22 protein-coding genes and 1 riboswitch are annotated in these 22,794 nt (G+C 66.3%); of the genes, 12 read left to right on the top strand and 10 right to left on the bottom strand.

All coding sequences use genetic code 11. The features are described 5' to 3' along the window. The first annotated feature begins 382 nt into the window (after positions 1-382). From Q0996_RS03385 to Q0996_RS03370, 4 genes are all read left to right on the top strand, one after another. The gene (locus Q0996_RS03385; RefSeq protein ID WP_299615998.1) at positions 383-796 is read left to right on the top strand and encodes a response regulator; all 414 of its coding nucleotides are present in this window, start codon (positions 383-385) and stop codon (positions 794-796) included. Next, positions 796-2,469 (top strand): hypothetical protein, encoded by a 1,674-nt coding sequence (locus Q0996_RS03380; protein WP_299615996.1) that lies wholly within the window; start codon positions 796-798, stop codon positions 2,467-2,469. Before Q0996_RS03385 ends, Q0996_RS03380 begins: the two co-directional genes overlap by 1 nt. Before the next feature lie 305 nt (positions 2,470-2,774). Then, complete coding sequence (locus tag Q0996_RS03375; protein WP_299615994.1) at positions 2,775-3,185, top strand: response regulator; 411 nt, start codon at positions 2,775-2,777, stop codon at positions 3,183-3,185. A gap of 44 nt (positions 3,186-3,229) precedes the next feature. Next, complete coding sequence (locus Q0996_RS03370; protein ID WP_299615992.1) at positions 3,230-4,999, top strand: hypothetical protein; 1,770 nt, start codon at positions 3,230-3,232, stop codon at positions 4,997-4,999. Here Q0996_RS03370 and gcvP read toward each other — a convergent pair. The 5 genes from gcvP to Q0996_RS03345 all read right to left on the bottom strand — a co-directional run bounded on the left by gcvP (position 4,981) and on the right by Q0996_RS03345 (position 10,688). After that, positions 4,981-7,887, bottom strand: a complete 2,907-nt coding sequence (gcvP, locus tag Q0996_RS03365; RefSeq protein ID WP_299615990.1) for an aminomethyl-transferring glycine dehydrogenase — start codon at positions 7,885-7,887, stop codon at positions 4,981-4,983. The genes Q0996_RS03370 and gcvP overlap by 19 nt on opposite strands. Positions 7,888-7,957: 70 nt before the next feature. Beyond that, complete coding sequence (gcvH, locus tag Q0996_RS03360) at positions 7,958-8,329, bottom strand: glycine cleavage system protein GcvH (protein ID WP_299615988.1); 372 nt, start codon at positions 8,327-8,329, stop codon at positions 7,958-7,960. 19 nt (positions 8,330-8,348) lie between these two features. After that, on the bottom strand, positions 8,349-9,461 hold the full coding sequence (gene gcvT, locus Q0996_RS03355) for a glycine cleavage system aminomethyltransferase GcvT (protein WP_299615986.1): 1,113 nt from the start codon (positions 9,459-9,461) through the stop codon (positions 8,349-8,351). 183 nt (positions 9,462-9,644) lie between these two features. After that, a riboswitch (glycine riboswitch) is annotated at positions 9,645-9,739 on the bottom strand. Positions 9,740-9,851: 112 nt separating this feature from the next. Next, complete coding sequence (locus Q0996_RS03350; RefSeq protein WP_299615984.1) at positions 9,852-10,391, bottom strand: hypothetical protein; 540 nt, start codon at positions 10,389-10,391, stop codon at positions 9,852-9,854. A 57-nt stretch (positions 10,392-10,448) separates the two neighbouring features. Next, complete coding sequence (locus Q0996_RS03345; protein WP_299615982.1) at positions 10,449-10,688, bottom strand: CDGSH iron-sulfur domain-containing protein; 240 nt, start codon at positions 10,686-10,688, stop codon at positions 10,449-10,451. A 296-nt stretch (positions 10,689-10,984) separates the two neighbouring features. On the opposite strand from Q0996_RS03345, the gene ispH reads away from it, so the two are divergent. The 7 genes from ispH to Q0996_RS03310 all read left to right on the top strand — a co-directional run bounded on the left by ispH (position 10,985) and on the right by Q0996_RS03310 (position 16,149). Beyond that, complete coding sequence (gene ispH, locus Q0996_RS03340) at positions 10,985-11,944, top strand: 4-hydroxy-3-methylbut-2-enyl diphosphate reductase (protein WP_299615980.1); 960 nt, start codon at positions 10,985-10,987, stop codon at positions 11,942-11,944. A 61-nt stretch (positions 11,945-12,005) separates the two neighbouring features. Further along, positions 12,006-12,971, top strand: a complete 966-nt coding sequence (locus Q0996_RS03335) for a homoserine kinase (RefSeq protein WP_299615978.1) — start codon at positions 12,006-12,008, stop codon at positions 12,969-12,971. A 24-nt stretch (positions 12,972-12,995) separates the two neighbouring features. Further along, a complete protein-coding gene (gene rnhA / locus Q0996_RS03330; RefSeq protein WP_299615976.1) occupies positions 12,996-13,442 on the top strand; it encodes a ribonuclease HI in 447 nt (148 codons plus the stop codon). 140 nt (positions 13,443-13,582) lie between these two features. After that, entirely contained in the window at positions 13,583-13,876 is a 294-nt protein-coding gene (locus Q0996_RS03325) for a GYD domain-containing protein (RefSeq protein WP_299615974.1), read from the top strand. 119 nt (positions 13,877-13,995) lie between these two features. Then, positions 13,996-14,505, top strand: a complete 510-nt coding sequence (locus tag Q0996_RS03320) for an arsinothricin resistance N-acetyltransferase ArsN1 family B (RefSeq protein WP_299615972.1) — start codon at positions 13,996-13,998, stop codon at positions 14,503-14,505. Positions 14,506-14,651: 146 nt separating this feature from the next. Continuing rightward, entirely contained in the window at positions 14,652-15,533 is an 882-nt protein-coding gene (locus Q0996_RS03315) for a phytanoyl-CoA dioxygenase family protein (RefSeq protein ID WP_299615970.1), read from the top strand. Beyond that, complete coding sequence (locus Q0996_RS03310) at positions 15,517-16,149, top strand: HD domain-containing protein (RefSeq protein ID WP_299615967.1); 633 nt, start codon at positions 15,517-15,519, stop codon at positions 16,147-16,149. Before Q0996_RS03315 ends, Q0996_RS03310 begins: the two co-directional genes overlap by 17 nt. Here the strand turns inward: Q0996_RS03310 and Q0996_RS03305 are convergent. The 3 genes from Q0996_RS03305 to Q0996_RS03295 form a co-directional block, all read right to left on the bottom strand. After that, the gene (locus tag Q0996_RS03305; protein ID WP_299615965.1) at positions 16,141-16,902 is read right to left on the bottom strand and encodes a trans-aconitate 2-methyltransferase; all 762 of its coding nucleotides are present in this window, start codon (positions 16,900-16,902) and stop codon (positions 16,141-16,143) included. The two genes, Q0996_RS03310 and Q0996_RS03305, sit on opposite strands and share 9 nt — an antisense overlap. 80 nt (positions 16,903-16,982) lie before the next feature. Continuing rightward, the gene (locus Q0996_RS03300; RefSeq protein ID WP_299615963.1) at positions 16,983-17,465 is read right to left on the bottom strand and encodes a peroxiredoxin; all 483 of its coding nucleotides are present in this window, start codon (positions 17,463-17,465) and stop codon (positions 16,983-16,985) included. A gap of 202 nt (positions 17,466-17,667) precedes the next feature. After that, positions 17,668-19,830, bottom strand: a complete 2,163-nt coding sequence (locus tag Q0996_RS03295) for a protein-disulfide reductase DsbD (RefSeq protein WP_299615961.1) — start codon at positions 19,828-19,830, stop codon at positions 17,668-17,670. Between the two features lie 245 nt (positions 19,831-20,075). Between Q0996_RS03295 and Q0996_RS03290 the strand changes: the two genes are divergently transcribed. After that, positions 20,076-20,639 (top strand): YqgE/AlgH family protein, encoded by a 564-nt coding sequence (locus tag Q0996_RS03290; RefSeq protein WP_299615959.1) that lies wholly within the window; start codon positions 20,076-20,078, stop codon positions 20,637-20,639. A gap of 388 nt (positions 20,640-21,027) precedes the next feature. Here Q0996_RS03290 and Q0996_RS03285 read toward each other — a convergent pair whose 3' ends face one another. Together Q0996_RS03285 and Q0996_RS03280 are read right to left on the bottom strand one after the other, a co-directional pair. Beyond that, positions 21,028-21,615, bottom strand: coding sequence for a GNAT family N-acetyltransferase (locus Q0996_RS03285; protein ID WP_299615957.1), 588 nt, complete (start codon positions 21,613-21,615; stop codon positions 21,028-21,030). Between the two features lie 14 nt (positions 21,616-21,629). Continuing rightward, positions 21,630-22,794 (bottom strand): pitrilysin family protein (locus tag Q0996_RS03280; protein WP_299615955.1); only part of this gene is annotated, 1,165 nt, incomplete at its 5' end.

Below are 22,794 nucleotides of genomic sequence, written 5' to 3'. Positions count from 1 at the left end.
TCGGACCAGGTGAATCTGCTCTAATTCTTAAGTGTAGAGCGGATTCACATGTTTAGACGCAAACACGGAAGTGTTTCCGTCTAAACATGATCCGCTCTAATGTCCCTATTCGACAGCAGTCGAGAGTCCCTAGGAATTTTTACAACGCAAACTAGCGTATTTGACTAGTAAATCCCGCGCTCACTATACCGAAAATTTAGATCCGCCTTGCGATAGTTGAGCATCGGCAGGAGATGGTCCGCTTACGCGAATCCACGCCCCACCAACGATCCGGAGGGCGACGGCCGGCCGCCAGACCACGAAGGCGGCGCGGAAACGGATCGGCTCCTCCGCCATGCGAGCGGCGTTCCTACCCAACTCCGGGAACCGAGGACGTGAGATCATGACCGAAGCCAGGCGCGTCTTGGTGATCGACGATGAGGACAGCGTGAGGGCCATGGTCGAGGCGGCGCTTTCCCATGCCGGCTACAAGGTGCTCTGCGCCGAGAACGGGACCGAGGGGCTGAAGGTTCTGGATTCGCAGCAGGTCGATCTGGTGATCACGGACATCCTGATGCCGGAGAAGGAGGGGGTCGAAACCATCGTCGAGATCCGGCAGAAGACGCCGGACCTGCGGATCATCGCCATGTCCGGCGGCGGCCGGGTGCACAACATGGAGCCGCTGAAGATCGCCGGCGGGATCGGCGCCGATGTCCTGCTGCCAAAGCCTTTTGACCTGGCCAAGCTGCTTGGGGTCGTGGAGTCGGTGCTGCTGGACGGGCCGAACCGGGCAGCCCCTGGGAAGACGGCTTCCTGATGTCCGCGACACCGCCGAACGAGCCCGCCGCCTCCGGCGACCCCGGGGAGGCCAAACCCTCCGAGGCTTCGCAGTTCGATAGCTGGCTGATGCATATTGCCGCCGTCCGCGATTCGGAGGAGAGCCTGGCCGCGGGGCAGATCCACCTGCTCAACACTGAGGCCCTTCAGAAGCGCATGGGCGAAGACTGGCCGAGCTTTGCCGACCGCCTTCACGAGATCGTCAAGCTCGAGCTGAAGGACCGGCTGGGCCCCAGCGACATCTTCTCGCGGAACGAGCTCGGCTCCTACGTGATCGTCTTCAACGACTGCTCGGAGGTCGAGGCGCGGCTGAAGGCGGCGCGGATCTCGGAGCAGATTCTCGAGCGGCTGCTCGAGGAGAACAAGGCGGATGACCTGGAAAGCCTCGCCATCCAGAGGCTGGTGGTGCAGGCGGACGGTTCCGTTGCCGCGAAGGCCCTGGAAAGCGCCGAGGCCCTGGCCGCCATGCTGGGCGAGGCGGAGCAGATCAACGCGCCGGAGACCTACACCACCGCCGATGCCGTCGCCGGCCGCCGCGCCCTGGCGAAGGACGAGGCCGCCCATCTCGTGGGCGAGGTCGAGCACGAGTTCGACCGGCTCGAACTGAAGGCCGCCGGCGATGCGGCGGCAAATACCACCGAACAGTTCTGCAAGCTGCTCGGCCAGCTCCAGACGATCGAAGAGTCGATGATGGTCAAGGCGCCGGCCTTCGGCCCCGGCCAGACAGAGGCACCCAGCCGTGCGCCCACACAGCCGGAGGCAACGAAGCCCGTCCTCGCAAGGGTTCAGCAGGCCAAACAACACGCCGAGGAAAAGATCGACCGGATGAAGGCGCCTGCCGCAAAGGCCGCCCAGGAGCCCACCGTCAAAACGGCGCTGGACGTCGAGTTCGGCTACCGCCCCATGTGGCACGCCCAGAGCAACAAGATCGGCGTCTACATGAGCGAAGCCAACCTGGTCGATGAGGCCGGGCAGCCGCTGAACACCGGATGGGCGGACCGCAATCAGGAGGCCGGCATCCTCGCTGTCGCCAACCGCCTGGCGCTGCGCAAGGTGCGCCAGGACCTGGCCGAGGCGGAGGCCAAGGGTATCTCCAACATCACCATGGTCCCGGTCCATTTCTCCACGCTGCAGCGGCACCGCAGCCGCGAGGAATATCTCAAGCTCTGCAGCTACCTGCCGGAAGATTCGCGAAGCGGGCTGTGCTGGGAAATCCTGGGCTCCCACGCCCAGGCCTGGGCGCAGCAGATGGCTGCCGCCATCAAGCCTCTGAAGCCCTTCGGCCGCGCCGTCTTTCTGCGGATCAGCAACCTCCAGACCACCATCGCCGAGGTCCGCAGGAACGTGCATTTCCTGCGGCCGGCCGGCGTTAACGCCATCGGCGTCGACGTTTCGACGCTGCGCGGCACGGAGGCGGAGTTGCTGCGTCTCCTCGAAGGGATCGCCGAATTGGCCGAGAAGAATGGGCTGACCAGCTACGGCCGCGGATTCGAATCCTTGAGCATGACCATCTCGGCGGCCTGCATGGGCTACCAGCTGATCGCCGGGCCGTCCATCGCCGAACCGGTGAAGCGCCCGGAGTGCCTCCAAAAGACCGCGATGGAGGACATCTACGGCCGCGGCCTCTTCGCTGCGGCGGCCAGCCAAGCCTAACCCGAACTCTACCCCCCTTCCCAGTCCCGTAACGTCCCTCCAATACCTTTGCTCCAAAAGGTAGCAAAGCCGGGCATGTCCGTCTCGGTTTAGAAGCAGCCGTTAGCCCGAGGCCATGAATAGATGAGGACGGAACGTCTACCAAAAACCCTATGGATATCATAAGAAAACTAATTAGCGAAATTGGCTAACAACTTTGCGCTTTATTTAACCAGAACTTTAGTATTGACCTGTTAAAGTTGAAACTGCCATTCAACGACCATCGCAGAGTCGCAAGCACTTGGATGGATCGGGGAAATTGGGGCATGACCGGGGCCAAATGTGTCTTGGTGATCGATGACGAGGACAGCGTAAGGTCAATGATCGAAACTGCGCTTACAGGGGCCGGCTACCAGGTCTTCTCCCGGGCTAACGGGACCGAGGGCCTGGAGACCCTTGAGACCCAGACGGTCGACCTCGTTCTGACGGACATTCTGATGCCGGAGAAGGAAGGGGTCGAAACCATCGTCGAGATCCGCCAGAGGTTCCCGAATGTACGGATCATTGCCATGTCCGGCGGCGGCCGCACACAGAACATGCAGCCGCTGAAGATTGCCGGCGATCTCGGCGCCGACGTTCTCTTGGCCAAACCCTTCGACCTCGACAACCTGCTGGCAATTGTCGAGTCGGTGATCCTCCAGGGGCCACGCCGCTGCGGACCAGCGGACGCCTCATAGCCCTGAGCTGACGGCCAGCGAGCGAACTGGATCAGGTGAACGATATGGCCAGCCCTTCGAAACCGCTTTACGAGCAGCCTTCGCCAGCCGAAGAAACCGCAGCAGCCAAAGCCCCGGACGAATCCTCCCGGACACAGTTCGAAGGCTGGCTCAAACACCTAGCCGACACCAAGGAGCCGCAGGAAGGCGTCGTCGCCGGACGGGTTCTCTTGCTCGATACGGACGCGCTGCAGGAGCGCATGGGCGATCGCTGGCCGCGTTTTGCCGACCGCGTGCACCATGTCATCAGGATGGAACTCAAGGCGCATCTGGGTCCGAGCGATCTCTTCACCCGGAACCAGAACGGCTCCTACGTGATCGTCTTCAACAACTGCTCGGAGGTGGAAGCGCGCCTCAAGGCGGCGATGATCTCCGAACAGATCCTGGAAACGCTGCTCGGCGAGGATGAAGCAAAAGATCTGGAGACCCTCGGCATCCAGAGGCTCGTCGCCAAGGCGGACGGCTCCGTCGCGGCCGAGGCGCTGGAGAGCACCGACACCCTGGTGGCGATGCTGGACGAAGCGGAAGAGAGGACCGGCGGCTCCTCAACCTTCACCGCCGCCGAGGCAGCCGCGGGAAGCCGCGCGCTGACCCCCGAGGAAGTCTCCTATCTTCTGGGAGAGATCGAGCACGAATTCGATCAGCTTGAGCTGAATGGCGACAACCCGGAAGGATTGGCCGCGACTGTAGGTCGCTATGGGAAGCTACTGGATCAGCTCCACGAAATCGAAGACTCCATGCTGATCAAGGCACCGGCCTTCGGGGTCGGCCTCGAACCCGTGGCAGATGACCAGGCGAATCGGTCGTCGGGACCCGTGAACCCGGTTCTTGCGAGAGTGGGGCTCGCGATACAGCATGCCGAGCGCCAGATCGACCGGTTTCGGGTATCGGACGCAACCGTCTCGGACCCTTCGACCGGCGGCGCGGCACCCAAGGTCGAGTTCGTCTGCCGGCCCATGTGGCATGCCCAAAGCAACAAGATCGGCGTCTACCTGACCGAGGCGGTCGTGGTGAGTGGCGACGGGACGCCCCTGAACATCAATGGAATGGACAGCAACCAGGAAGCCTCTGTCCTGGCGGTCGTGGACCGCCTGGCGCTGCGCAAGGTGCGCCGGGATCTGGCCGAGGTCGCGGCCAAGGGCATCTCCAGCATCACCATGGTCCCAATTCACCTCTCCACCCTACTGAGGCATCGCAGCCGCGAGGACTATCTGAAGCTCTGCAGCCACCTTCCGGACAACGCGCGCAACGCGCTCTGCTGGGAAATCGTCGATGCCGATGCGCGGACCTGGACGCCGCAGATGAAGGCGGCGATCGGACCACTGAAGCCCTTCGGGCGCGCCGTCTTTCTGCGTATCGCCGATCCGCAGGCCAACATGCCCGTGGTTCGCCGCAACCTGCATTGCCTGCGGGCCGCGGAGGTTCAGGCCATCGGCGTCGACGTTTCGACGCTGCGCGGCACGGAGGCGGAGGTGTTCCGTCTTCTCGAAGAAATTGCCGAGTTGGCCGAGACCAACGGGATGACCTGTTACGGCAGGGGGTTCCGTTCGCTCAGCATGACAATTTCAGCGGTCTGCATGGGCTATCAACTGATCGCAGGCCAGGCCATCGCGGACCCGGTTCCACACCCGGAATGCCTCCATACGACAGCCATGGAGGACATCTACGGCCGCGACCTCTTCGCCGCCACGACCGGCCACAACCTGAACGCCTTTGCCTTGTCCGCGGCCGGGCCGAAGCGCGGCCGCGAACCTCGCTACTCCGCGGCTTCCTGATAGGCCTCCATCGGCGGGCAGGTGCAGACCAGGTGGCGGTCGCCGGCGACGTTGTCGATGCGGCCCACCGGCGGCCAGAACTTGTCGGCCATGGCACCGTCCAGCGGGAAGAAGGCACGATCCTTGGAATAGGGCCGCTCCCAGTCCGCCATCAGCAGGTGGTGGGTGTGGGGCGCGTTGTGCAGCAGGTTGTCCTGGGCGTCTGCCGCGCCGGACTCGACCTCGGCGATCTCCTTGCGGATGGCGATCATGGCATCGCAGAAGTGGTCCAACTCCCGCTTGGCCTCGCTCTCCGTCGGCTCGATCATCAGGGTGTCGGCCACCGGGAAGGACATGGTGGGGGCATGATAGCCGTAGTCGACGAGGCGCTTGGCGACGTCTTCCACGGTGATGCCGCAGGCCGCCTTGATATCGCGCAGGTCGATGATGCACTCATGCGCCACCATGCCGTTCTGGCCGGTGTAGAGCACCGGATAGTGAGGCGCCAGGCGCTGGGCGATGTAGTTGGCGTTGAGGATCGCAAGCTGGGTCGCCCGGGTCAGCCCCTCGGCCCCCATCATGGCGATATAGGCCCAGGAGATGGTCAGGATCGAGGCCGAACCCCAGGGCGCCGCAGCGATGGCGCCGATGGTCTCGCCCTCGCCCGCCGCCGGGTTGACCCCCTTGACCACCGGATGGTCCGGCAGGAAGGGGGCGAGGTGCGCGCGCACCCCGATGGGCCCGACGCCGGGCCCGCCGCCGCCGTGGGGAATGCAAAAGGTCTTGTGCAGGTTCATGTGGGAGACGTCGGCGCCGATCTCCGCCGGCTTGCAGATGCCCAAGAGGGCGTTGAGGTTGGCGCCGTCCATGTAGACCTGGCCGCCGTGGTCGTGGATGACGGTGCAGATCTCGCGGATCGCCTCCTCGAAGACGCCGTGGGTCGAGGGATAGGTCACCATGAGGGCGGCGAGCCGCTCGCCGTGTTCGGCGGCCCGGGCCTTCAGGTCGGCGACGTCGACATTGCCCTCGTCGTCGCAGGCCACGACGACCACCTTGAGCCCCGCCATGGTCGCCGAGGCGGGGTTGGTGCCGTGGGCCGAGGAGGGAATGAGGCAGATGTCGCGTTGCCCCTCTCCGCGGCTTTCGTGGTACTTGCGAATGGTCATCAGGCCGGCGTATTCGCCCTGGGAGCCGGCGTTGGGCTGCAGTGAGACGGCAGCAAAGCCGGTCGCCGCGCAGAGCATGCCTTCCAGCTCGTCGAAGAGCTGGTGATAGCCCTGGATCTGGTCCAGCGGCGCGAAGGGATGGATCTCGGCGAACTCCGGCCAGGACAGCGACTGCATCTCCGTGGTCGCGTTCAGCTTCATGGTGCAGGAGCCGAGCGGGATCATCGAGCGGTCGAGGGCGATGTCCTTGGCCTGCAGGCGCCGTAGGTAGCGCAGCATCTCGGTTTCGGCGTGATAGAGGTGGAACACCGGATGGGTGAGGTAGGCACTGCTGCGCACCAGCGCCGCCGGGACGCCCTGCCTGGCCTCGCCGTCGAGCTCCGCGACCTGGGGTACCGCGGCGCCGAAGCCGGCGAAGATGCGGAACAGCCGCTGGATATCGCCGCGCACCGTGGTCTCGTCAAGGGAGATGCCGAGGCGCCCGGAATCGATCAGGCGCAGGTTGATGCCGGCCTCCCGCGCCTTGGCCAGCATCACCTCGGCACGGCCGGGCAACCTGAGGGTCAGGGTGTCGAAAAAGGTCTCGTTCTCCACCCGAACGCCGAGGCGCTGAAGCCCGGCGGCCAGGATGCCGGTGAAGCGCTGCACCCGCCGGGCGATGCGCTGGATGCCGTCGGGGCCGTGATAGACCGCGTAGAGGGCGGCGATGATGGCCAGCAGGACCTGGGCGGTGCAAATATTGCTGGTCGCCTTCTCCCGGCGGATGTGCTGCTCGCGGGTCTGCAGGGCCATGCGCAGGGCCGGCCGGCCCTGGGCGTCGACCGAAACCCCGATCAAACGCCCGGGCACCGAGCGCTTGTAGGCATCGCGCGTCGCGAAGAAGGCGGCATGGGGGCCGCCGCAGCCCATGGGCACGCCGAAGCGCTGGGCCGAACCGACCACGATGTCGGCACCCATCTCCCCGGGCGGGGTGATCAGGGTGAGCGCCAGCAGGTCGGTGGCCACGACGGCCAGGGCCTTCTGGGCATGCAGTTTTTCGACGATCGGCGTCAGGTCGCGCAGATGACCGTAGGTGCCGGGGTATTGCAACAGGGCGCCGAAGACCTCGCGCCCCTCCAGGTCGCTCTCGGGATTGCCGACGAGAATCTCGATGCCCATGGAGGCGGCGCGGGTCTGCATCACCGCCAGGGTCTGGGGGTGGCAGTCGTCGGCGACGAAGAAACTCTCGGATTTGGACTTGGAAACCCGATGCGCCATGGCCATGGCCTCGGCCGCCGCCGTCGCCTCGTCCAGCAAGGAAGCGTTGGCGATCTCCAGCCCCGTGAGATCGATGACCATCTGCTGGAAGTTGAGCAGCACTTCCAGCCGGCCCTGGCTGACCTCGGCCTGATAGGGCGTATAGGCGGTGTACCAGCCGGGGTTCTCCAGCACCCGCCGCTGAATGACGCCGGGCAGGATGGTGCCGTAGTAGCCCATGCCGATCATCGAGGTCATGATCTGGTTGCGGTGGGCCATGGCGCGCAGATCGCCCAGAGCGTCGCGTTCGCTGCGCACCTCGGGCAGCGGCATCGGTCCGTCGCTGCGGATCGAGGCCGGCACCGTCTTGTCGATCAGCGCCTCCAGCGAGTCGAGGCCCAGCGCCTCCAGCATCTCGTCGATCTGCGGTTCGCCGGGGCCGATGTGGCGGCGGATAAAGTCGTCCCTGACCTCAAGATCCGCCAGACTGCTCTCTGCTTCGCTCATGCTTGTCTCCTGTTTGCCGGGCTGGCTTGCCAAGCGCCTTTTTCAACGCAGAAACCGGCTGCGCTGAAGCCTATCCTTCGACGAAGGACTTATAGGCGGCGGCGTCCATCAGATCCGCCACCTGGCCGGGATCCGACAGCTTCATCTTGAAGAACCAGCCGCCGCCCTCGGCATCGCTGTTCACCTGGCCCGGTTCCTCGGTCAGGGCCTCGTTCACCTCCAGCACCTCGCCGTCGGCCGGGGCATAGATCTCGCTGGCGGCCTTGACCGATTCCACCACCGCGGCCTCGCTGCCCTTCTCCAACTGCTTGCCCACATCGGGCAGTTCGATGAAGACGATGTCGCCGAGCTGCTCCTGGGCGTGGTCGCTGATGCCGACGGTGGCGACATCGCCCTCGACAGCCAGCCACTCGTGATCCTCGGTGTAGACGTGTCCGCTCATGACTCAGGTCCCCCTGTTCTCAGCCTCTGTAGTAATTGTGTTGGACAAAGGGCATCGCCGCCACCCGGCAGGGCAACAGCTTGCCGCGCACTTCCGCTTGCAATTCGGTTCCTTCGGCCGCCGCTGCGGCGGCCACATAGCCCATGGCGACGGGCGCGCCCAGCGTCGGCCCGAAACCGCCGGAGGTGACATGCCCGACGTCCTGGCCGGCGCCGTCCTTCAGGCGCGTGCCTTCGCGCATCGGCGCGCGCCCCTCCGGGCGCAGGCCGACACGGCGGCGCGGCGGCCCCTCGGCAAGCTGTTTGAGGATGGTCTCGGCACCGGGAAAACCGCCTTCGGCACGCCGGCGCTTCTGGATCGCCCAGGCCAGGTCGGCCTCGATGGGGCTGGTGGTGCGGTCGATGTCGTGGCCGTAGAGGCAAAGTCCGGCTTCCAGGCGCAGCGAGTCCCGCGCGCCGAGGCCCGAGGCCTCCACCTCCGGCTCCCCCAGCAGCAAACGGGCCAGATCTTCGGCCCGCTCGGCGGGCACGGAGATCTCGTAGCCGTCCTCGCCGGTATAGCCGGAGCGGCTGGCCCGGCAGGGAATGCCGGCGATCTCGACCGGTTCGGCCTGCATGAAGCGCATGGTCTCGATCCCGGGCGCATGGCGCGCCAGAACCGCCGACGCGGCGGGCCCCTGCAGGGCGATCAGCGCCCTCTCCTCCTCGACCGTCAGTCGGGCATCGCCCGAGAGGTGGGCCTGAAGGTGGGCGATGTCCTCGGCCTTGCAGGCGGCATTGACCACCAGGCTCAGCCAATCGCCCTGGTTGCTGATCATCAGGTCGTCGAGGATCCCGCCGTCGGGGGCGGTGAAATAGCTGTAGCGCTGCCGGTTGGGCCCGAGCGCGGCCAGCTCGGCGGGCACCAGGGCCTCCAACACGGCCACGCGGTCGTCGCCTTCCAGGCGAAGCTGGCCCATATGGGAGACGTCGAACAGCGCCGCCTGGGTCCGCGCCTGTTTGTGCTCGGCCATAATACCGGCGGCATACTGGACCGGCAGCGCATAGCCCGCAAAGGGCACCATCTTGCCGCCCAGTTCCTGGTGCAAGGCGTATAGCGGTGTGTGTCTCGCCCCGGATTCGCTTTCCTGCATCGCTCCCAGCTCCCTCGACAGAGTTCAGTCCGACCGCAGCCACCGTTTTGTCGGCGACTCCGGCCCCTTCTGTCATGGATACCTGAGAGATTCGCCGGAAGCGCGCCCATGCGCGCGGGCCGGTTTACTCCTTCGGTGAGGCGCTAGCATCCGCCGGATGCCGCGACCACTTTCCAGAATTGCCTCCCCCTTGCGGTCCTTTTGCCTGAGAGTTTCCGGGGCGGTTGCTCCTTCGGCGCCGGTCCGTCTTCGAGACCGGTCTCTCCCGCAAGGGATCACTGGCGGCAAGTCGGCACATCTCGGCACCGCCCTGCCTGAGGGAGAAGCTAGCCGCTCAGGCCGCCGAATTCAACCGCCAGCGCTTCACGCCCCCGTGTGGACGATATGCGGTCAGCGGTTGGCGCGGTTGTAGCGCAGCTCTTCCGGCGTCAGTTCCAGGCCGATGTAGATCCGGTAGTCCGAACCGTCTTCGCCCCTGGCCAGGGGAATGATCTGGCCGATCTCCTCCAGGCCGGAAACCCGCGTGCGGTTGCCGGGAAAGGGAATGGCGATATCGAAGGACTCCCGCGCCAGCACGGCCTGGTTGGTCCGGGCCACGGCGACAAAATAGCGGATATTGGCCAGGCGATCGGCGTTGGCCGGCCCCCGGGAGGCGACGACCCGCACCTGCAGATCGACGTCGACCTCCGCATCGTCGTACTCGCAGACCAGCCGGGCGGGTTCCACCTCCGCCTCGAAGAGCACATCGGTCAGGTCGCGGCCCAGGCCGCTGAACTTCACCTGCTTGGCGGCATCGGTCAGCACCACCACCTCGGGGCAGGGTTTCGGGGCCTCGTCGGTAGCGCAGGCCGCCAGCAGCGTGAGCGCGGCGGCAGCAAGCAGCGCCGGGGAGGCCCGAAAGGCAGTCGATCGCAGAGAAAGGCTCGGCATCAGGGCTCGCGGAGGAGAAAAGGTCTCAGTCCGGGGTTGGTCTGCCAGGCCGCGGCTTCACAGCTTGGCATGGCTACCATCGCAAAGCGGTTGGTTGCCGCTGGCCTTGCAGCCGCAAAAGAAAACGTCCTTGGCGGCCGGCGCCTCGTACATCACCGGCGTGATCCCCGTACCCGAGTGCGAGCCGTCGCAGAACGGCTGGGTCTGGCTGCGCCCACAGGCGCACCAGAAGTACTTCTTGCCCGCCTCCACCTGGACCTTGTAGGGCTCTTTCTGGGCGGGGATGGGATCCGTCATGAAGCCTTCCTTCTGCTGACCGGCTGTACTACTGTCCGCGGGGCTTGGCGAGGCACACCGCCGACTCGCGGACTCGGCATTTCGATGCCTCGGCGGACTTTAGGGAACCGCCGCCCGGGCCACAAGTGCCGCCTTTGGGGCCCCGGGCCAGGCCCGCCATGGCCCCAGAAGCGGCCGATGGCGGCCGATGCTGCAATTCGCCCTTGCATGCCGGGGCAAGAGGCCCCTGAAGTATTGTTTATGGGAAATATCGTTTACGGGAAGCACCTCTTTTGGAAAGACCACGGACCGACAGCATGAGCAAGACGCCGCTTACCGTTCTCTTGGCCAATCCGCGCGGCTTCTGCGCCGGGGTAGAGCGGGCCATCGAAATCGTCGAACGGGCGCTTCACAAGTACGGTGCCCCGGTCTACGTGCGTCACGAGATCGTGCACAACCGCTTCGTCGTCCAGTCCCTGGAGGCCAAGGGGGCCGTCTTCGTCGAAGAGCTGACGGAGGTGCCGCCGGATGTGCCTGTGATCTTTTCCGCCCACGGCGTTCCCAAGGAGGTTCCGGCCGAGGCGGAGCGGCGCAATCTCTTCTATCTCGATGCCACCTGCCCGCTGGTCAGCAAGGTTCACCGGGAGGCCGAGCGCCACGCCCGATTCGGACGCCAGATCCTGCTCATCGGGCATGCCGGCCATCCGGAAGTGGTCGGCACCATGGGCCAGGTCCCGGAAGGTTCGATCCTGCTGATCGAAGACGTGGCGGCGGTGGAGACCCTCGAGGTCAAGGACCCGACAAACCTGGCCTATATCACCCAGACCACCCTCTCGGTCGACGATACGGCCGAGATCATCGCGGCCCTGCGGCGGCGCTTCCCCGAGATTCACGGGCCCAAGAAAGAAGACATCTGCTATGCGACGACCAACCGCCAGGAGGCGGTGAAGTCGATTGCGCGGAACTGCGATGCCCTGCTGGTGGTGGGGGCGCCGAACTCCTCCAATTCCCAGCGCCTCGTCGAAGTGGCCCGGCGGGAGGGCTGCGAGACCGCGCTTCTGGTGCAGCGTTCCGAAGACATCGACTGGGAGAGCTTGCGCGGCATCTCCACCCTGGGGCTGACTGCCGGTGCCTCGGCGCCGGAAATCCTGGTCGAGGAGGTGCTGGAGGCCTGCCGCCTGCATTTCGATGTCGAGATCCAGGAGGTCAGCGGCGCCGTGGAAGACGTGATCTTCAAGCTGCCCAAGGCCCTGATCGGCACCGCCGCCAGCGCCTGAGCCGACGCCCGGCAAGCGCCAACCCCACCGGACCGCCTCTCCTTTCAGCCCAGCGTCACCCATGGCCGTTTACACCGAAGTTTCCGCCGAAGAGCTGGCCTGTTTCGTGGCCGACTACAACCTGGGCGAACTGCTGTCCTTCAAAGGCATCGCCGAGGGGGTGGAGAACTCCAACTACCTGCTGCAGGCGGAAAAGGGCACCTTCATCCTGACCCTCTATGAGAAGCGGGTGGCGGCGCATGACCTGCCGTTTTTTCTCGGTCTCATGGAGCACCTCGCCGCCCGCGGTATCCACTGTCCCCTGCCCCTGCATGCCGCCGACGGCAAGGCGCTGCGCGAACTCTGCGGCCGGCCGGCGGCGCTGATCTCCTTTCTGGAGGGTCTCTGGCCGCGGCGTATCCAGACCTTTCATTGTGCCGCCCTGGGGGCGGCCATGGCGCGCATGCACCTGGCCGGCGCCGACTACGAGCTGCGCCGCGAAAACGCGCTCTCGGTGGGCGGCTGGCGCCCCTTGCTGGACGCCTGTGCGCCGCGGGCCGACGAGATCCGGCCGGGCCTGGCAGAAGCGCTGGACCGCGAGCTGAGCGCGCTGGAAGCGCAGTGGCCCGAGGCCCTGCCCGCCGGGGTCATCCACGCCGACCTCTTTCCCGACAACGTCTTCTTCCGCCGCGAGCGGCTCACCGGGATCATCGACTTCTACTTCGCCTGCAACGACTTCTTCGCCTACGACCTGGCGATCTGCCTCAACGCCTGGTGTTTCGAACAGGACAACGCCTTCAACATCACCAAGGCACGGATGCTGCTGCAGGCCTATTCGCGCGAGCGGCCCTTCTCCGATCAGGAACTGGAGGCCCTGCCGCTGCTGGCCCGCGGCTCCGCCCTGCGCTTCCTGCTGACCCGGCTCTACGACTGGCTGCACCACCCCGAGGGCGCCTTCGTGAAGCCCAAGGACCCCTTGGAGTACTGGAAAAAGCTGCAGTTTCACCAGGGCGTGCGGGGACCAAGCGCCTATGGATTGGACCTGTGAATCCGCAGGCTTGAAAGGACGGCCATGACGCCGCAAGGCGAGAGTATCGAGATCTTCACCGACGGCGCCTGTTCGGGCAATCCCGGCCCCGGCGGCTGGGGTGCCCTGCTGCGCTTCAAGGGCACCGAAAAGGAGCTTTCGGGCGGCGAGGCCTCGACCACCAACAACCGCATGGAGATGCTGGCGGCGATCATGGCGCTGGAGGCGCTGAAGCGGTCCTCGCTGGTCGACCTGCACACCGACAGCACCTATCTGCGCGACGGCATCACCAAGTGGATCCACGGCTGGAAACGCAACGGCTGGAAGACCGCTGCAAAGAAGCCGGTGAAGAACGTCGATCTCTGGCAGCGGCTGGAGCGCGCGCTGAAACCCCACGACGTGCGCTGGCACTGGGTCAAGGGCCACGCCGGCCACCCCGACAACGAACGCGCCGACGAACTGGCCCGCGCCGGACTGGAGACGGCGCGCTAACGCGTTGTCGACTCTCGTCGAATCGGCACCAGCCTCTCGCCGCGCGGCGGCGTGCTATCCTCAGGCCACAGCCCTGCTCCCAAGAACAGGCGGATCCGCGGGATCCAACCCGCCAACCACGGCAACAAGGGAGATGTGCAATGGCCACCTACATATCGCTGGTGAACTACACCGAACAGGGAATCAAGGCGATCAAGGACTCGCCCAAGCGGGTCGACGGCGTGCGGCTGCTGGCCAAGAAGCTGGGCGGCGAAATGAACGACCTCTACCTGACCATGGGTTCCTATGACCTCGTCGCGATCTCGGAATTTCCCGACGACGCGGCCGCCGCCCAGTTCGCCCTGACCCTGGGTTCCCTGGGCAATGTCCGCACCACCACGCTGCAGGCTTTCACGGAAGACCAGTTCCGCGACATTGTCGCCAAGCTGCCGTAGCGAGCGGCGGCAACGACCGGGGCGAAGACCCGCTGCGGCGGGCAGCCGACTGTCATAAGCCGTCCTTGCCGCTATAGTGACCCGCTGTCAGATCCGGTTTCCGACAGCGCGATGGTTCGATGACCGCATTCACTGTGACGACCAGGCCCGCCCGCCGCGAGGACGCGGCGGCCCTCCAGGCGATCTATGCGCCCATCGTCGAAGCAACGGCGATCTCCTTCGAGGAGGTTCCGCCCTCCGTCGAGGAGATGGCGGGGCGCATCGCCGACACCCTGGAGCGCTATCCCTATCTGGTCGCCGTGGAGGCGGAACGGGTCGTCGGCTTCGCCTACGCAAGCCAGCATCGCAGCCGCGCCGCCTATCGCTGGTCGGTGGACGTCACCGGCTATGTCGCCGAGACCGCCCGCCGCGCCGGCATCGGCAAGCTGCTCTATGGGGAACTCCTTTCAGAGCTTGCACAGGGCGGATTCCACGCCGCCTTCGCCGGCATCGCCCTGCCCAATCCCGCAAGCATCGCCCTGCACGAGTCGGTGGGCTTCGAGCCTGTCGGCGTCTACCGGGAAGTCGGCTTCAAGCTGGGCCGCTGGCACGACGTGGGCTGGTGGCAACGCATGCTGCAGAGGGCTTAGGCACGCTTCGCAGATAGATCGCTACGAAAATGACCCCACTGAGCGGGGCGAAAGTTCGGCTTCCCCTCGGCCGCAACCGCGATATCATTCATGGTGACTATTCCCGCAGGCAGCCTGGGTCGAACCCGGCTTGCCGAGGAGTTGGCATGACCGGAACCCTGAACCAGACGGAGATCCTCCGCTACCGCGACCAGGGTTATCTCTGCCCCCTCGACGTTCTGAGCGCGGACGAGGCGGCGGGGCATCGCGCGGCTCTGGAAGCGATCGAGCAGCGCTATGCTGGGGGCGGCCTGCCGCGGCCCATCGGCCATTACCTGCGGGTCGGGGCGCACTTGGCCATGGACCTGCCGCTGCAGTTGGCGCGCGACCCTCGGATCCTGGGACGGGTGGAGAGCATCCTCGGCCCCGACATCGCGCTGTGGAGCGGCGAGTACTTCGTCAAGGAGGCCGGCGCCACCAAGATCGTGTCCTGGCATCAGGACCTGACCTATTGGGGGATGGAGGGCTCGGACCACGAGGTGACGGCCTGGCTGGCGCTCTCCCCCGCCACGCGGCAGTCCGGCTGCATGAAATTCCTGCCCGGCTCTCACAAGCAAAGCCTTCAGCCGCATGTCGACACCTTTGCCGAAAACAACCTCTTGAGCCGCGGCCAGGAGGTCGCGGTGGAGGTCGACGAGCGCCAGGCTTTCCACGCCGAACTGCAGCCCGGGCAGATGTCGCTGCATCACGGCCGGCTGTTTCACGCCAGCGGCCCGAACGACTCCGCTGACCGGAGGATCGGCCTGGTGCTGCGGTTCATCCGCCCCGATACGCCGGTTCAGGACAAGGGCCGGGACTTTGCCGTTTTGCTCAGCGGGGTCGACCGCGTGCAGAACCGCATCAATGTCGCCCCGCCGGCGGGAACTTTGACGGCGGCGCATCTGGCGCTTTACGAAGAGGTTCTGGCCGCCCAGTCGGCGACCCTGGGCGCAGGCCTCGAGGATCCGGGACAGCTCTATCAGGGAAACGACAATGTCATCTACCAATGAAACGGTGTCCTTCATCCGCATGGCGGACGGAACCAAGGACGATTACAAACTGCTGCGCCAGTTGGAGGCGCCCTTTCTGGCCGGCACCGCCGACCGGCTGCTGCGGGAGCTGGCGGGCCAGGCCGAGGAGACGCTCTCCGGCTACAAGGTGAACCGTCTGGAGCACGGGCTGCAGGCCGCGACCCGGGCGCGCCGCGAGGGCGCCGATACCGACTGGGTGGTGGCCGCTCTGCTGCACGATATCGGCGACGGCCTGGCGCCCCAGAACCACGACCGCATGGCGGCGGAGATCCTGCGCCCCTTCGTGCGCGAAGAGGTGACCTGGGTGGTTGAGCACCACGGGATCTTCCAGATGTACTACTACGCCCATCACTACGGCTGGAACCGCGAGCAACGCGCGGTCCACAGCGACAACCCCTACTATCAGAGCTGCGTCGATTTCTGCGCGCGCTGGGACCAGGCGAGCTTCGATCCCGACTATCCAATAGACTCCTTGGAGAGCTTTGCCGGCGCGGTGCATCAGGTCTTCGCCCGCAAGGCCTGGGACCCGGCGGTGCTGCGCCCCGGCGAAGTGACGGGACTGCCCGCCGCAGTCAAACAGGCGGCGCTACTCTAGCCCCAGCCGGCCAAGGGGAATGATCTCCTTGGCGGCGGGATGCCAAGCCCCGCCGTTCCAGTCGCCGTACCACCGTTCGACCGCGAGCCCTGCCGCCTCCAGCAGAGCGGCCAAAACTGCCTGCTCGGTGAAGCGGATCTGCGAGGCCGCGGCATAGCGCTGTCCCGTGGCCAGAACCTCGAAGTGGGTCTGATAGGTCGCGACGCCGCTGTCCGCGTCGTAGGCCACGTCGTTCCACGACCGCACTTTGCCCAGACGGGGGTGGTCAAGGCTGTGTTCCGAGGCCTCCGGCGTCCAGTTCCGCCAGGCTTCGGCGGCGGGGTTTCTGCTGTCGAAGAGAAAGCGGCCGTTCGGGGCGAGATGTGCGGCGATGGTCGAGAGCACCGCCCGCTGGTCGCGCTCGGCGAGGAACACCTGGAAGGCGTGGCCGGTGAGCAGCACCAGATCGAAATGCCGGCCGAGGCGAAGGTCCCGCGCGTCCGCCTCCACCCAGTCCACGGCGTCACCGCCGGGACGCCGACGGGCCACATCCAGCATCGCCGCCGCCGGATCGACGCCGACCACATTCCGGTCGCGGGCCAGACTTGCCGCCAGTTCGCCGGTGCCGCAACCGAGGTCGAGCACCGAGCCAGCCTCCTCGGCCATCGCCGTACAGAAGTCGAAGTCCGCGGCCCAGCCGTTCTGCAGATCGTAGAACTGGGCCAAGTCGGCATCCTGATAGAGCCGGTCTTCCTGGCGGTCGAAGGTGGCCATAACCCTGCTAGTCTCGGTCCGGCTGAGAACGAAACGGCGGCCCGAACGGGCCGCCGCTTGTTCGCCGTCTGCGCTGCGCTCTAAAGCGCGGCGAGCATGGCCTCGGCGCTGGAGACCTCGAAGGCACCGGGCTCTTCGACGTTGAGGGTGGTCACCGTGCCGTCATCGACGATCATGGCAAAGCGCTGGGCGCGGGTGCCCATGCCGAAACCGCTGGCGTCGAAATCGAGGCCCAGGGCCTTGGCAAATTCGCCGTTGCCGTCGGCCAGCATCAGCACCGAATCGCCCACCGACTGATCCTTGCCCCAGGCGTCCATCACGAAGGCGTCGTTCACCGACATGCAGGCGATGGTGTCCACGCCCTTGCCCCTGAGGTCGCCGGCCTGCTGCACGAAGCCCGGCAGATGCTTGGCCGAGCAGGTCGGCGTGAAGGCGCCGGGCAGAGAGAAGAGAACGACCTTCTTGCCGCCAAAAAGCTCGTCGGTGGAGATTTCACCCATCCCCTCGCTGGTGATGTGCTTGAAAGAACCGTTCGGTACGCGATCGCCAACCTTGATTGTCATCGTGAGATTCCCCTGAATCGATGCCTGCCGCTCCTCGTCGGCCTGGCAAGCAGGCCTGCGAAGAGATCGGCGGGACTGGAAGAGTGCAAACAGCGCGGCACCAGCGCGCTGTCTAAATGATAGGCTGCCGAGGGCCCCATTCCAAGTACTTGCGAAAGCTTCGCGACTGGCGGCGCCCAGGGAAAGAGCGCGGCGAAGAAGACTACTGGGCTTTGGTGTCGCTGTAGGGTTCGACGATTGCGATAGCGGCACCGGCGGCCTGTGAGACCGCAGCCAGGACCGCGGTGGTGGTCAGCAACTCCGGCAGGGCGATACCTTCGGGCGCCGCAGGGCCGTAAACCGCGTTGAAAGGAATGCCATAGCGCTGGAAGCCGGCGAGGTAGGCCGAGATCTCATCGCTCGGCAGGGTCCAGTCACCACGCATCCGAACAATCCCCTCGCCCGCGAGCAGGTTCGCTATTGCCTCGCTGTCGAGCACCAGCTTCTTGTTCACCTGACAGGTGATGCACCAGTCGGCGGTGACGTCGACGAAGACCACCTTGCCCTCAGCCACCAGGGCGGCGATCTGCGCCTCGTCCAGGGTCTGCCAGGCGCTCTCGACGGCGGCAGGGCTCTCTGTGGTGTCTTGGGGAAGACCGCTGGGCAGGGCCAGGGCGGCCAGGGCCAGCAGGCTGGCCGCCGCCGGGGTCGCCAGGCGATGCTTTTGCATCAGATTGGGGCCGGCCCAGAGGACAAGACCCAGCGCCAGCAACAGCCCGCCGGCCAGGAGTGCCGCCAGGGTGCCGATCTGCACCGCCAGGACGGTCAGAAGCCAGACCGCAGTGGCCGCCAGCAGCAACCCCAGGACGCGCCGCAGGGTCACCATCCATTGGCCCGGGCGCGGCAGCCAGGAGACCAGGCGCGGCAGCACCGCCACCAGCAGGTAGGGCAAGGCGAGGCCGATCCCGAGGAAGAGGAAGATCAGGTAGATCTCCAGCGCGCCGCGGGAGAGGGCAAAGCCGACGGAGGTGCCGAGGAAGGGCGCCGAACAGGGGGTCGCCAGCAGCGTCGCCAGAGCGCCGGTGGCGAAGTTGCCGGCGAGGCCCTTGTCGGGGCCGGCGCTGCCGAGGTTGCCCAGAAAGGCCGGCAACGGCACCTCGAAGAAGCCCATGAGGTTATAGGCGAAGAGGGCCATCACCAGGGCCATGGCGCTGAGGAACAGGGGCTGCTGGAACTGGATGCCCCAGCCCACCGCCATGCCGGTGGCCTTAAGGGCGACGGCGCCCGAGGCCAGCACCAGGAAGGAGAACAGGATGCCAGCCGCCGAGGCCAGGAAGCCGGCGCGGATCGCCCGCTTCTCGCGCCCGCCCTGTTCGGCGATGGACAGCAGCTTGATGGACAGAACCGGCAGGACGCAGGGCATGAGATTGAGGATCAGGCCGCCGAGAAGGGCGAGCCCCAGGATGCCCGCCAGTGCCCAGGGATCGGTGAAGATGTCTCCGGTCCTCCCGAGGTTCGCCGGCATCTCGGCGAAGCGGGCGACGTTCTCCTGCTCCAGGCCGCGCAGGCCGTCGGTCACGGTGAGGGTCAGGCGTTTGCCTTCCAGCACCACGTCGTCCTGGAAATGGGACGTCCGGACGCTGATCTCCGCGCGCAGGCCGTCATCGGACAGCACCACTTCGGGCTTGGCGAAGGCGAAGCCGGGCGGGCCCTCGACCAGCAGGTCCGGCGCGGTGAAGGGCACGTCGGAGCGGGCCACCACCTGCAGCAAGGGCGCCTCCAGGCTGCCGGCGAGGACCGCCGAGTCCAGGCTCAGCCCGCGCTCGGCGCCGCGACCCGGCACCTGACGGCTGAAACTCTCGATCAGAAAGGCCTCGGGCGCGCGGCTCTGCGGCCCGGCAGGCAGATCCAGGCTGAGCCGCGCCTGATAGGGAATGCAGATCTCCTCGCAGATCAGATAGTCCACCGCCGCCGCCAGGGAGAGCGCCTCACCCGGCCGTTCGAGCGCGGCATCGATGGGCAGCACCACGCTGTCGCCGTAGCCGAAGGTCTCCAGCCCGAAGAGGGAAAAGCGATGCGGCACCGGCCAGGCAATCTCGCCCGCCGCCAGATTGGACGACCCGCTCCAGTCGATGGCCGGCGGGAAACCGGCATCGCCGGGGCTGCGCCAATAGATCTTCCAGCCGGGCTGCAGGTCGAACTCCAGCCCCAGTGCCAGGCGGTCGCCGGCGGCGGCCTGTCCGGCTGAAATCAGGCGCACCCGCACCTGCTCTTCCGCCGCCCAGTTGCTGGCCGCCGCCAGGGCGCCGCGCGGGTCCGCCGAGAGTCCCGCAAGGACCCCCAGAACCAGGGCGAAAAGCTTCAATTTCAGGTGCTTAACTGGCATTCTCACTCGCAGTGGGTTGAGCGCCAAGGGGGGCCGAAGCCCCGCCCCACGGCATATAGACGGCGCAACCCATAATATCCAGTGGCCAGATTGCCACGCTCACAATATCGTGTGACGGCTGGAGGGCCATCGTGCTGGGTCCAGGGATCGTTCGCCGCCTAGAATACTGCCATCGCGAGGATCGGGGCAGAAGCTTGAGACGTACGGGGCATCAAAGGAAGAGTCGACAGGCCCTAAAGTAACGCATGGAAAGCCAAGACTCCCTTACCGGCCAATTGCTGATCGCCATGCCCGGCATGCGCGATGCCCGCTTCGCCCGCAGTGTCATCTACATCTGCGCCCATCATCCCGATGGCGCCATGGGGCTGGTGATCAACCGCCTGGTGGGAGCCATCACCTTCGCCGACCTGCTGACCCAGCTTGGAATCGGCAGCCCCAAGGTGGACGATGAGATCCGCGTGCACTTCGGCGGGCCGGTGGAATCGGGCCGCGGCTTCGTGCTGCACTCCGGCGAGTACCGGCAGGACTCCACCCTGCAGGTGGACGAGGAGGTCGCCCTCACCGCCACCACCGACATCCTGCGCGACATCGCCGATGGCGCCGGGCCGCGGCGCAGCCTGCTGGCTCTGGGTTACGCCGGCTGGGGGCCGGGCCAGCTCGATTCCGAGATCCAGGCCAACGGCTGGCTGCATGTCGCCCCGGACGAGGCGCTGGTGTTCGACAACGATCTCGACAACAAGTGGGAACGGGCCATCGCCAAGCTGGGGGTCGACGTCTCCATGCTCTCCGGCGACGCCGGCCACGCCTGAACGGGGCGGGCACCGCCTCGAGTCTTTCTCTACACTTCCCTAACCTGCCCGCCCGCGGCCTTCGGCTCCAGGGACCCGGCCCTTCCCCAGTGAGGTTGCAGCGCACGGCGCCTTGGGCCCTCGGGGCAAGCCTGAGGGTGACCATAGAAGTATCGAATGCGCCGTGGCGGACGGCTTGCGGCGGTTGGGATGTCACCCCCACCCCATCCCTCCCCCGTCGAAGGGGGAGGGGGAAGTTATTGAAACGGCTGAAAGAATCTCCTCCCCCCTTGACGGGGGGAGGTTGGGAGGGGGGTGAGCCACACACCCGATGGCAACCTGTTCTCCTCGATGATGTACCAGTGAACGGCGGAACGGACCCTTGGCACGAGGAGGGTGCCACAGCGACTCACAAACGCGGGTCGTCGCGGAGCATTTCGAACAGCAGATGGTCCTGCCACTTGCCGTTGATGCGCAGGTACTGGCGGGCATAGCCCTCCTGCCGGAAGCCAACCTTCAGCAGCAGGTTGCGGCTGGCGTCGTTGTGCGGCAGGCAGGCGGCCTCGATGCGGTGCAGGCCCAGTTCTTCGAAGGCGAACTCCACCACCGCCAGCACCGCTTCGGTCATATAGCCCTGGCGGGCGAAGCGCTCGCCGATCCAGTATCCCATGCTGGCCGCCTGGGCCACGCCGCGGCGCACGTTGGAGAGGGTGACGCCGCCCATCAGGGTGCGGTCGTGCAGGCGGTAGACCAGAAAGCTGAACCCGGTGCCTCGGCGCCATTCCTGGTTGTAGGCCTTGAGCCGGCGGCGGAAGGCCTGGCGGGTCAGGGCGTCGTGAGGCCAGGTCGGCTCCCAGGGGACCAGGAAAGTGCGGCACTCCTCGCGCAGCGCCGCCCAGGTCTTCCAGTCCGCCATGCGCGGCGGGCAGAGATAGACCCGCGGGCCCTCCAGGCGGACCGAGAGCGGCCCGTCGCCGCGAAATACCGTAAAGAGCATGGCCCTGCGCCGCCTTAGGAAAGCCGGGCGGCGATCCGCTCAGCGCGCTCCAGCCGGGCCAGAGGGCCGATGGCGGTCACCGTCGGCGGCGAGGCCAGCAGGCGCCCGGCGACCCGCCGCAGGTCGTCCAGCCTGACAGCGTCGATCTTCTCCAGAACCTCCGCCAGCGGGATCGAGCGGCCGTAGATCAGGAGCTGCTGGGCAAGCTGTTCGGCGCGCGAGGCGCCGCTTTCCCGGCTCATCAGCAAGGAGGCGCGCACCTGGGCCCGTGCCCGGTCCAGCTCCTCGGCCCCGATGCTCTCGGTCAGCTTGGTCATCTCGCCGCAGACCACCGGCACCAGCTCCGCCACCTCCGCTTCGCCGGTCCCGGCATAGATGCCGAAGAGGCCGCCGTCGAGAAAGGCGGAATGGAAGGAGTAGACCGAATAGACCAGGCCGCGCTTCTCCCGCACTTCCTGGAACAGCCGCGAAGACATGCCGCCGCCGAACAGCATCGAGAGCAGCGAGAGCGCGTAGTAGTCGCCGTCGAGATAGCCGGGCGCATCGAAGCCGAGCAGCAGGTGGACCTGCTCCAGATCCCTCTCCTCCCGCCGCTCACCGCCGCGGTAGGCCGCCGGTTCCGTGGCCTCGTTGGCCGCCCCGTTGGCAGGAGAGACGCCGCCGTCGAAGGCCGCGGTGACCTGCTCGACAAAACGATCGTGCTCCACGGCGCCGGCGGCGGCCAGGATCATCTGACCGGGCCCGTAGTGGCTGTGCATGTAGGCGCGCAAGGCCGCGCTGCTGAGCCCCGCCACCGTGGCGCTCTCGCCCAGCACCGACCGGCCCAGGGCCTGGGCCGGATAGGCGGTTTCCTGGAAGTGGTCGAAGACGATGTCGTCGGGCGTGTCGTTGGCCTGGCCGATCTCCTGCAGCACCACGGCCCGCTCCCGCTCCAGCTCGTCCTCCAGAAAGGTCGGGCGCTGCAGGATGTCGGCGATGATGTCGAGGGCCAGGTCGGCGTGCTCGGAGAGCACCTTGGCATAGAAGGCCGTGTTCTCGCGGCTGGTATAGGCGTTGAGGTGGCCGCCGACGGCTTCGATCTCTTCGGCAATATCGCGGGCCGAGCGCCGCTCGGTGCCCTTGAAGGCCATGAGGCGCCGGAGGTGAACGGCATCGCCCACCTGCTGGAGCACATGGCCT

This window comes from Pelagibius sp. (assembly GCF_028289705.1).
Lineage (GTDB): Bacteria > Pseudomonadota > Alphaproteobacteria > Kiloniellales > Kiloniellaceae > Pelagibius.
This window is presented reverse-complemented; position numbering and strand designations above follow the sequence as displayed.

Excerpts from the sequence above, each read along its gene's own strand:
- Q0996_RS03385 (WP_299615998.1), top strand. The coding sequence starts at position 383 with ATGACCGAAGCCAGGCGCGTCTTGGTGATCGACGATGAGGACAGCGTG.
- Q0996_RS03380 (WP_299615996.1), top strand. The coding sequence starts at position 796 with ATGTCCGCGACACCGCCGAACGAGCCCGCCGCCTCCGGCGACCCCGGG.
- Q0996_RS03375 (WP_299615994.1), top strand. The coding sequence starts at position 2,775 with ATGACCGGGGCCAAATGTGTCTTGGTGATCGATGACGAGGACAGCGTA.
- Q0996_RS03370 (WP_299615992.1), top strand. The coding sequence starts at position 3,230 with ATGGCCAGCCCTTCGAAACCGCTTTACGAGCAGCCTTCGCCAGCCGAA.
- gcvP (WP_299615990.1), bottom strand. The coding sequence starts at position 7,887 with ATGAGCGAAGCAGAGAGCAGTCTGGCGGATCTTGAGGTCAGGGACGAC.
- gcvH (WP_299615988.1), bottom strand. The coding sequence starts at position 8,329 with ATGAGCGGACACGTCTACACCGAGGATCACGAGTGGCTGGCTGTCGAG.
- gcvT (WP_299615986.1), bottom strand. The coding sequence starts at position 9,461 with ATGCAGGAAAGCGAATCCGGGGCGAGACACACACCGCTATACGCCTTG.
- Q0996_RS03350 (WP_299615984.1), bottom strand. The coding sequence starts at position 10,391 with ATGCCGAGCCTTTCTCTGCGATCGACTGCCTTTCGGGCCTCCCCGGCG.
- Q0996_RS03345 (WP_299615982.1), bottom strand. The coding sequence starts at position 10,688 with ATGACGGATCCCATCCCCGCCCAGAAAGAGCCCTACAAGGTCCAGGTG.
- ispH (WP_299615980.1), top strand. The coding sequence starts at position 10,985 with ATGAGCAAGACGCCGCTTACCGTTCTCTTGGCCAATCCGCGCGGCTTC.
- Q0996_RS03335 (WP_299615978.1), top strand. The coding sequence starts at position 12,006 with ATGGCCGTTTACACCGAAGTTTCCGCCGAAGAGCTGGCCTGTTTCGTG.
- rnhA (WP_299615976.1), top strand. The coding sequence starts at position 12,996 with ATGACGCCGCAAGGCGAGAGTATCGAGATCTTCACCGACGGCGCCTGT.
- Q0996_RS03325 (WP_299615974.1), top strand. The coding sequence starts at position 13,583 with ATGGCCACCTACATATCGCTGGTGAACTACACCGAACAGGGAATCAAG.
- Q0996_RS03320 (WP_299615972.1), top strand. The coding sequence starts at position 13,996 with ATGACCGCATTCACTGTGACGACCAGGCCCGCCCGCCGCGAGGACGCG.
- Q0996_RS03315 (WP_299615970.1), top strand. The coding sequence starts at position 14,652 with ATGACCGGAACCCTGAACCAGACGGAGATCCTCCGCTACCGCGACCAG.
- Q0996_RS03310 (WP_299615967.1), top strand. The coding sequence starts at position 15,517 with ATGTCATCTACCAATGAAACGGTGTCCTTCATCCGCATGGCGGACGGA.
- Q0996_RS03305 (WP_299615965.1), bottom strand. The coding sequence starts at position 16,902 with ATGGCCACCTTCGACCGCCAGGAAGACCGGCTCTATCAGGATGCCGAC.
- Q0996_RS03300 (WP_299615963.1), bottom strand. The coding sequence starts at position 17,465 with ATGACAATCAAGGTTGGCGATCGCGTACCGAACGGTTCTTTCAAGCAC.
- Q0996_RS03295 (WP_299615961.1), bottom strand. The coding sequence starts at position 19,830 with ATGCCAGTTAAGCACCTGAAATTGAAGCTTTTCGCCCTGGTTCTGGGG.
- Q0996_RS03290 (WP_299615959.1), top strand. The coding sequence starts at position 20,076 with ATGGAAAGCCAAGACTCCCTTACCGGCCAATTGCTGATCGCCATGCCC.
- Q0996_RS03285 (WP_299615957.1), bottom strand. The coding sequence starts at position 21,615 with ATGCTCTTTACGGTATTTCGCGGCGACGGGCCGCTCTCGGTCCGCCTG.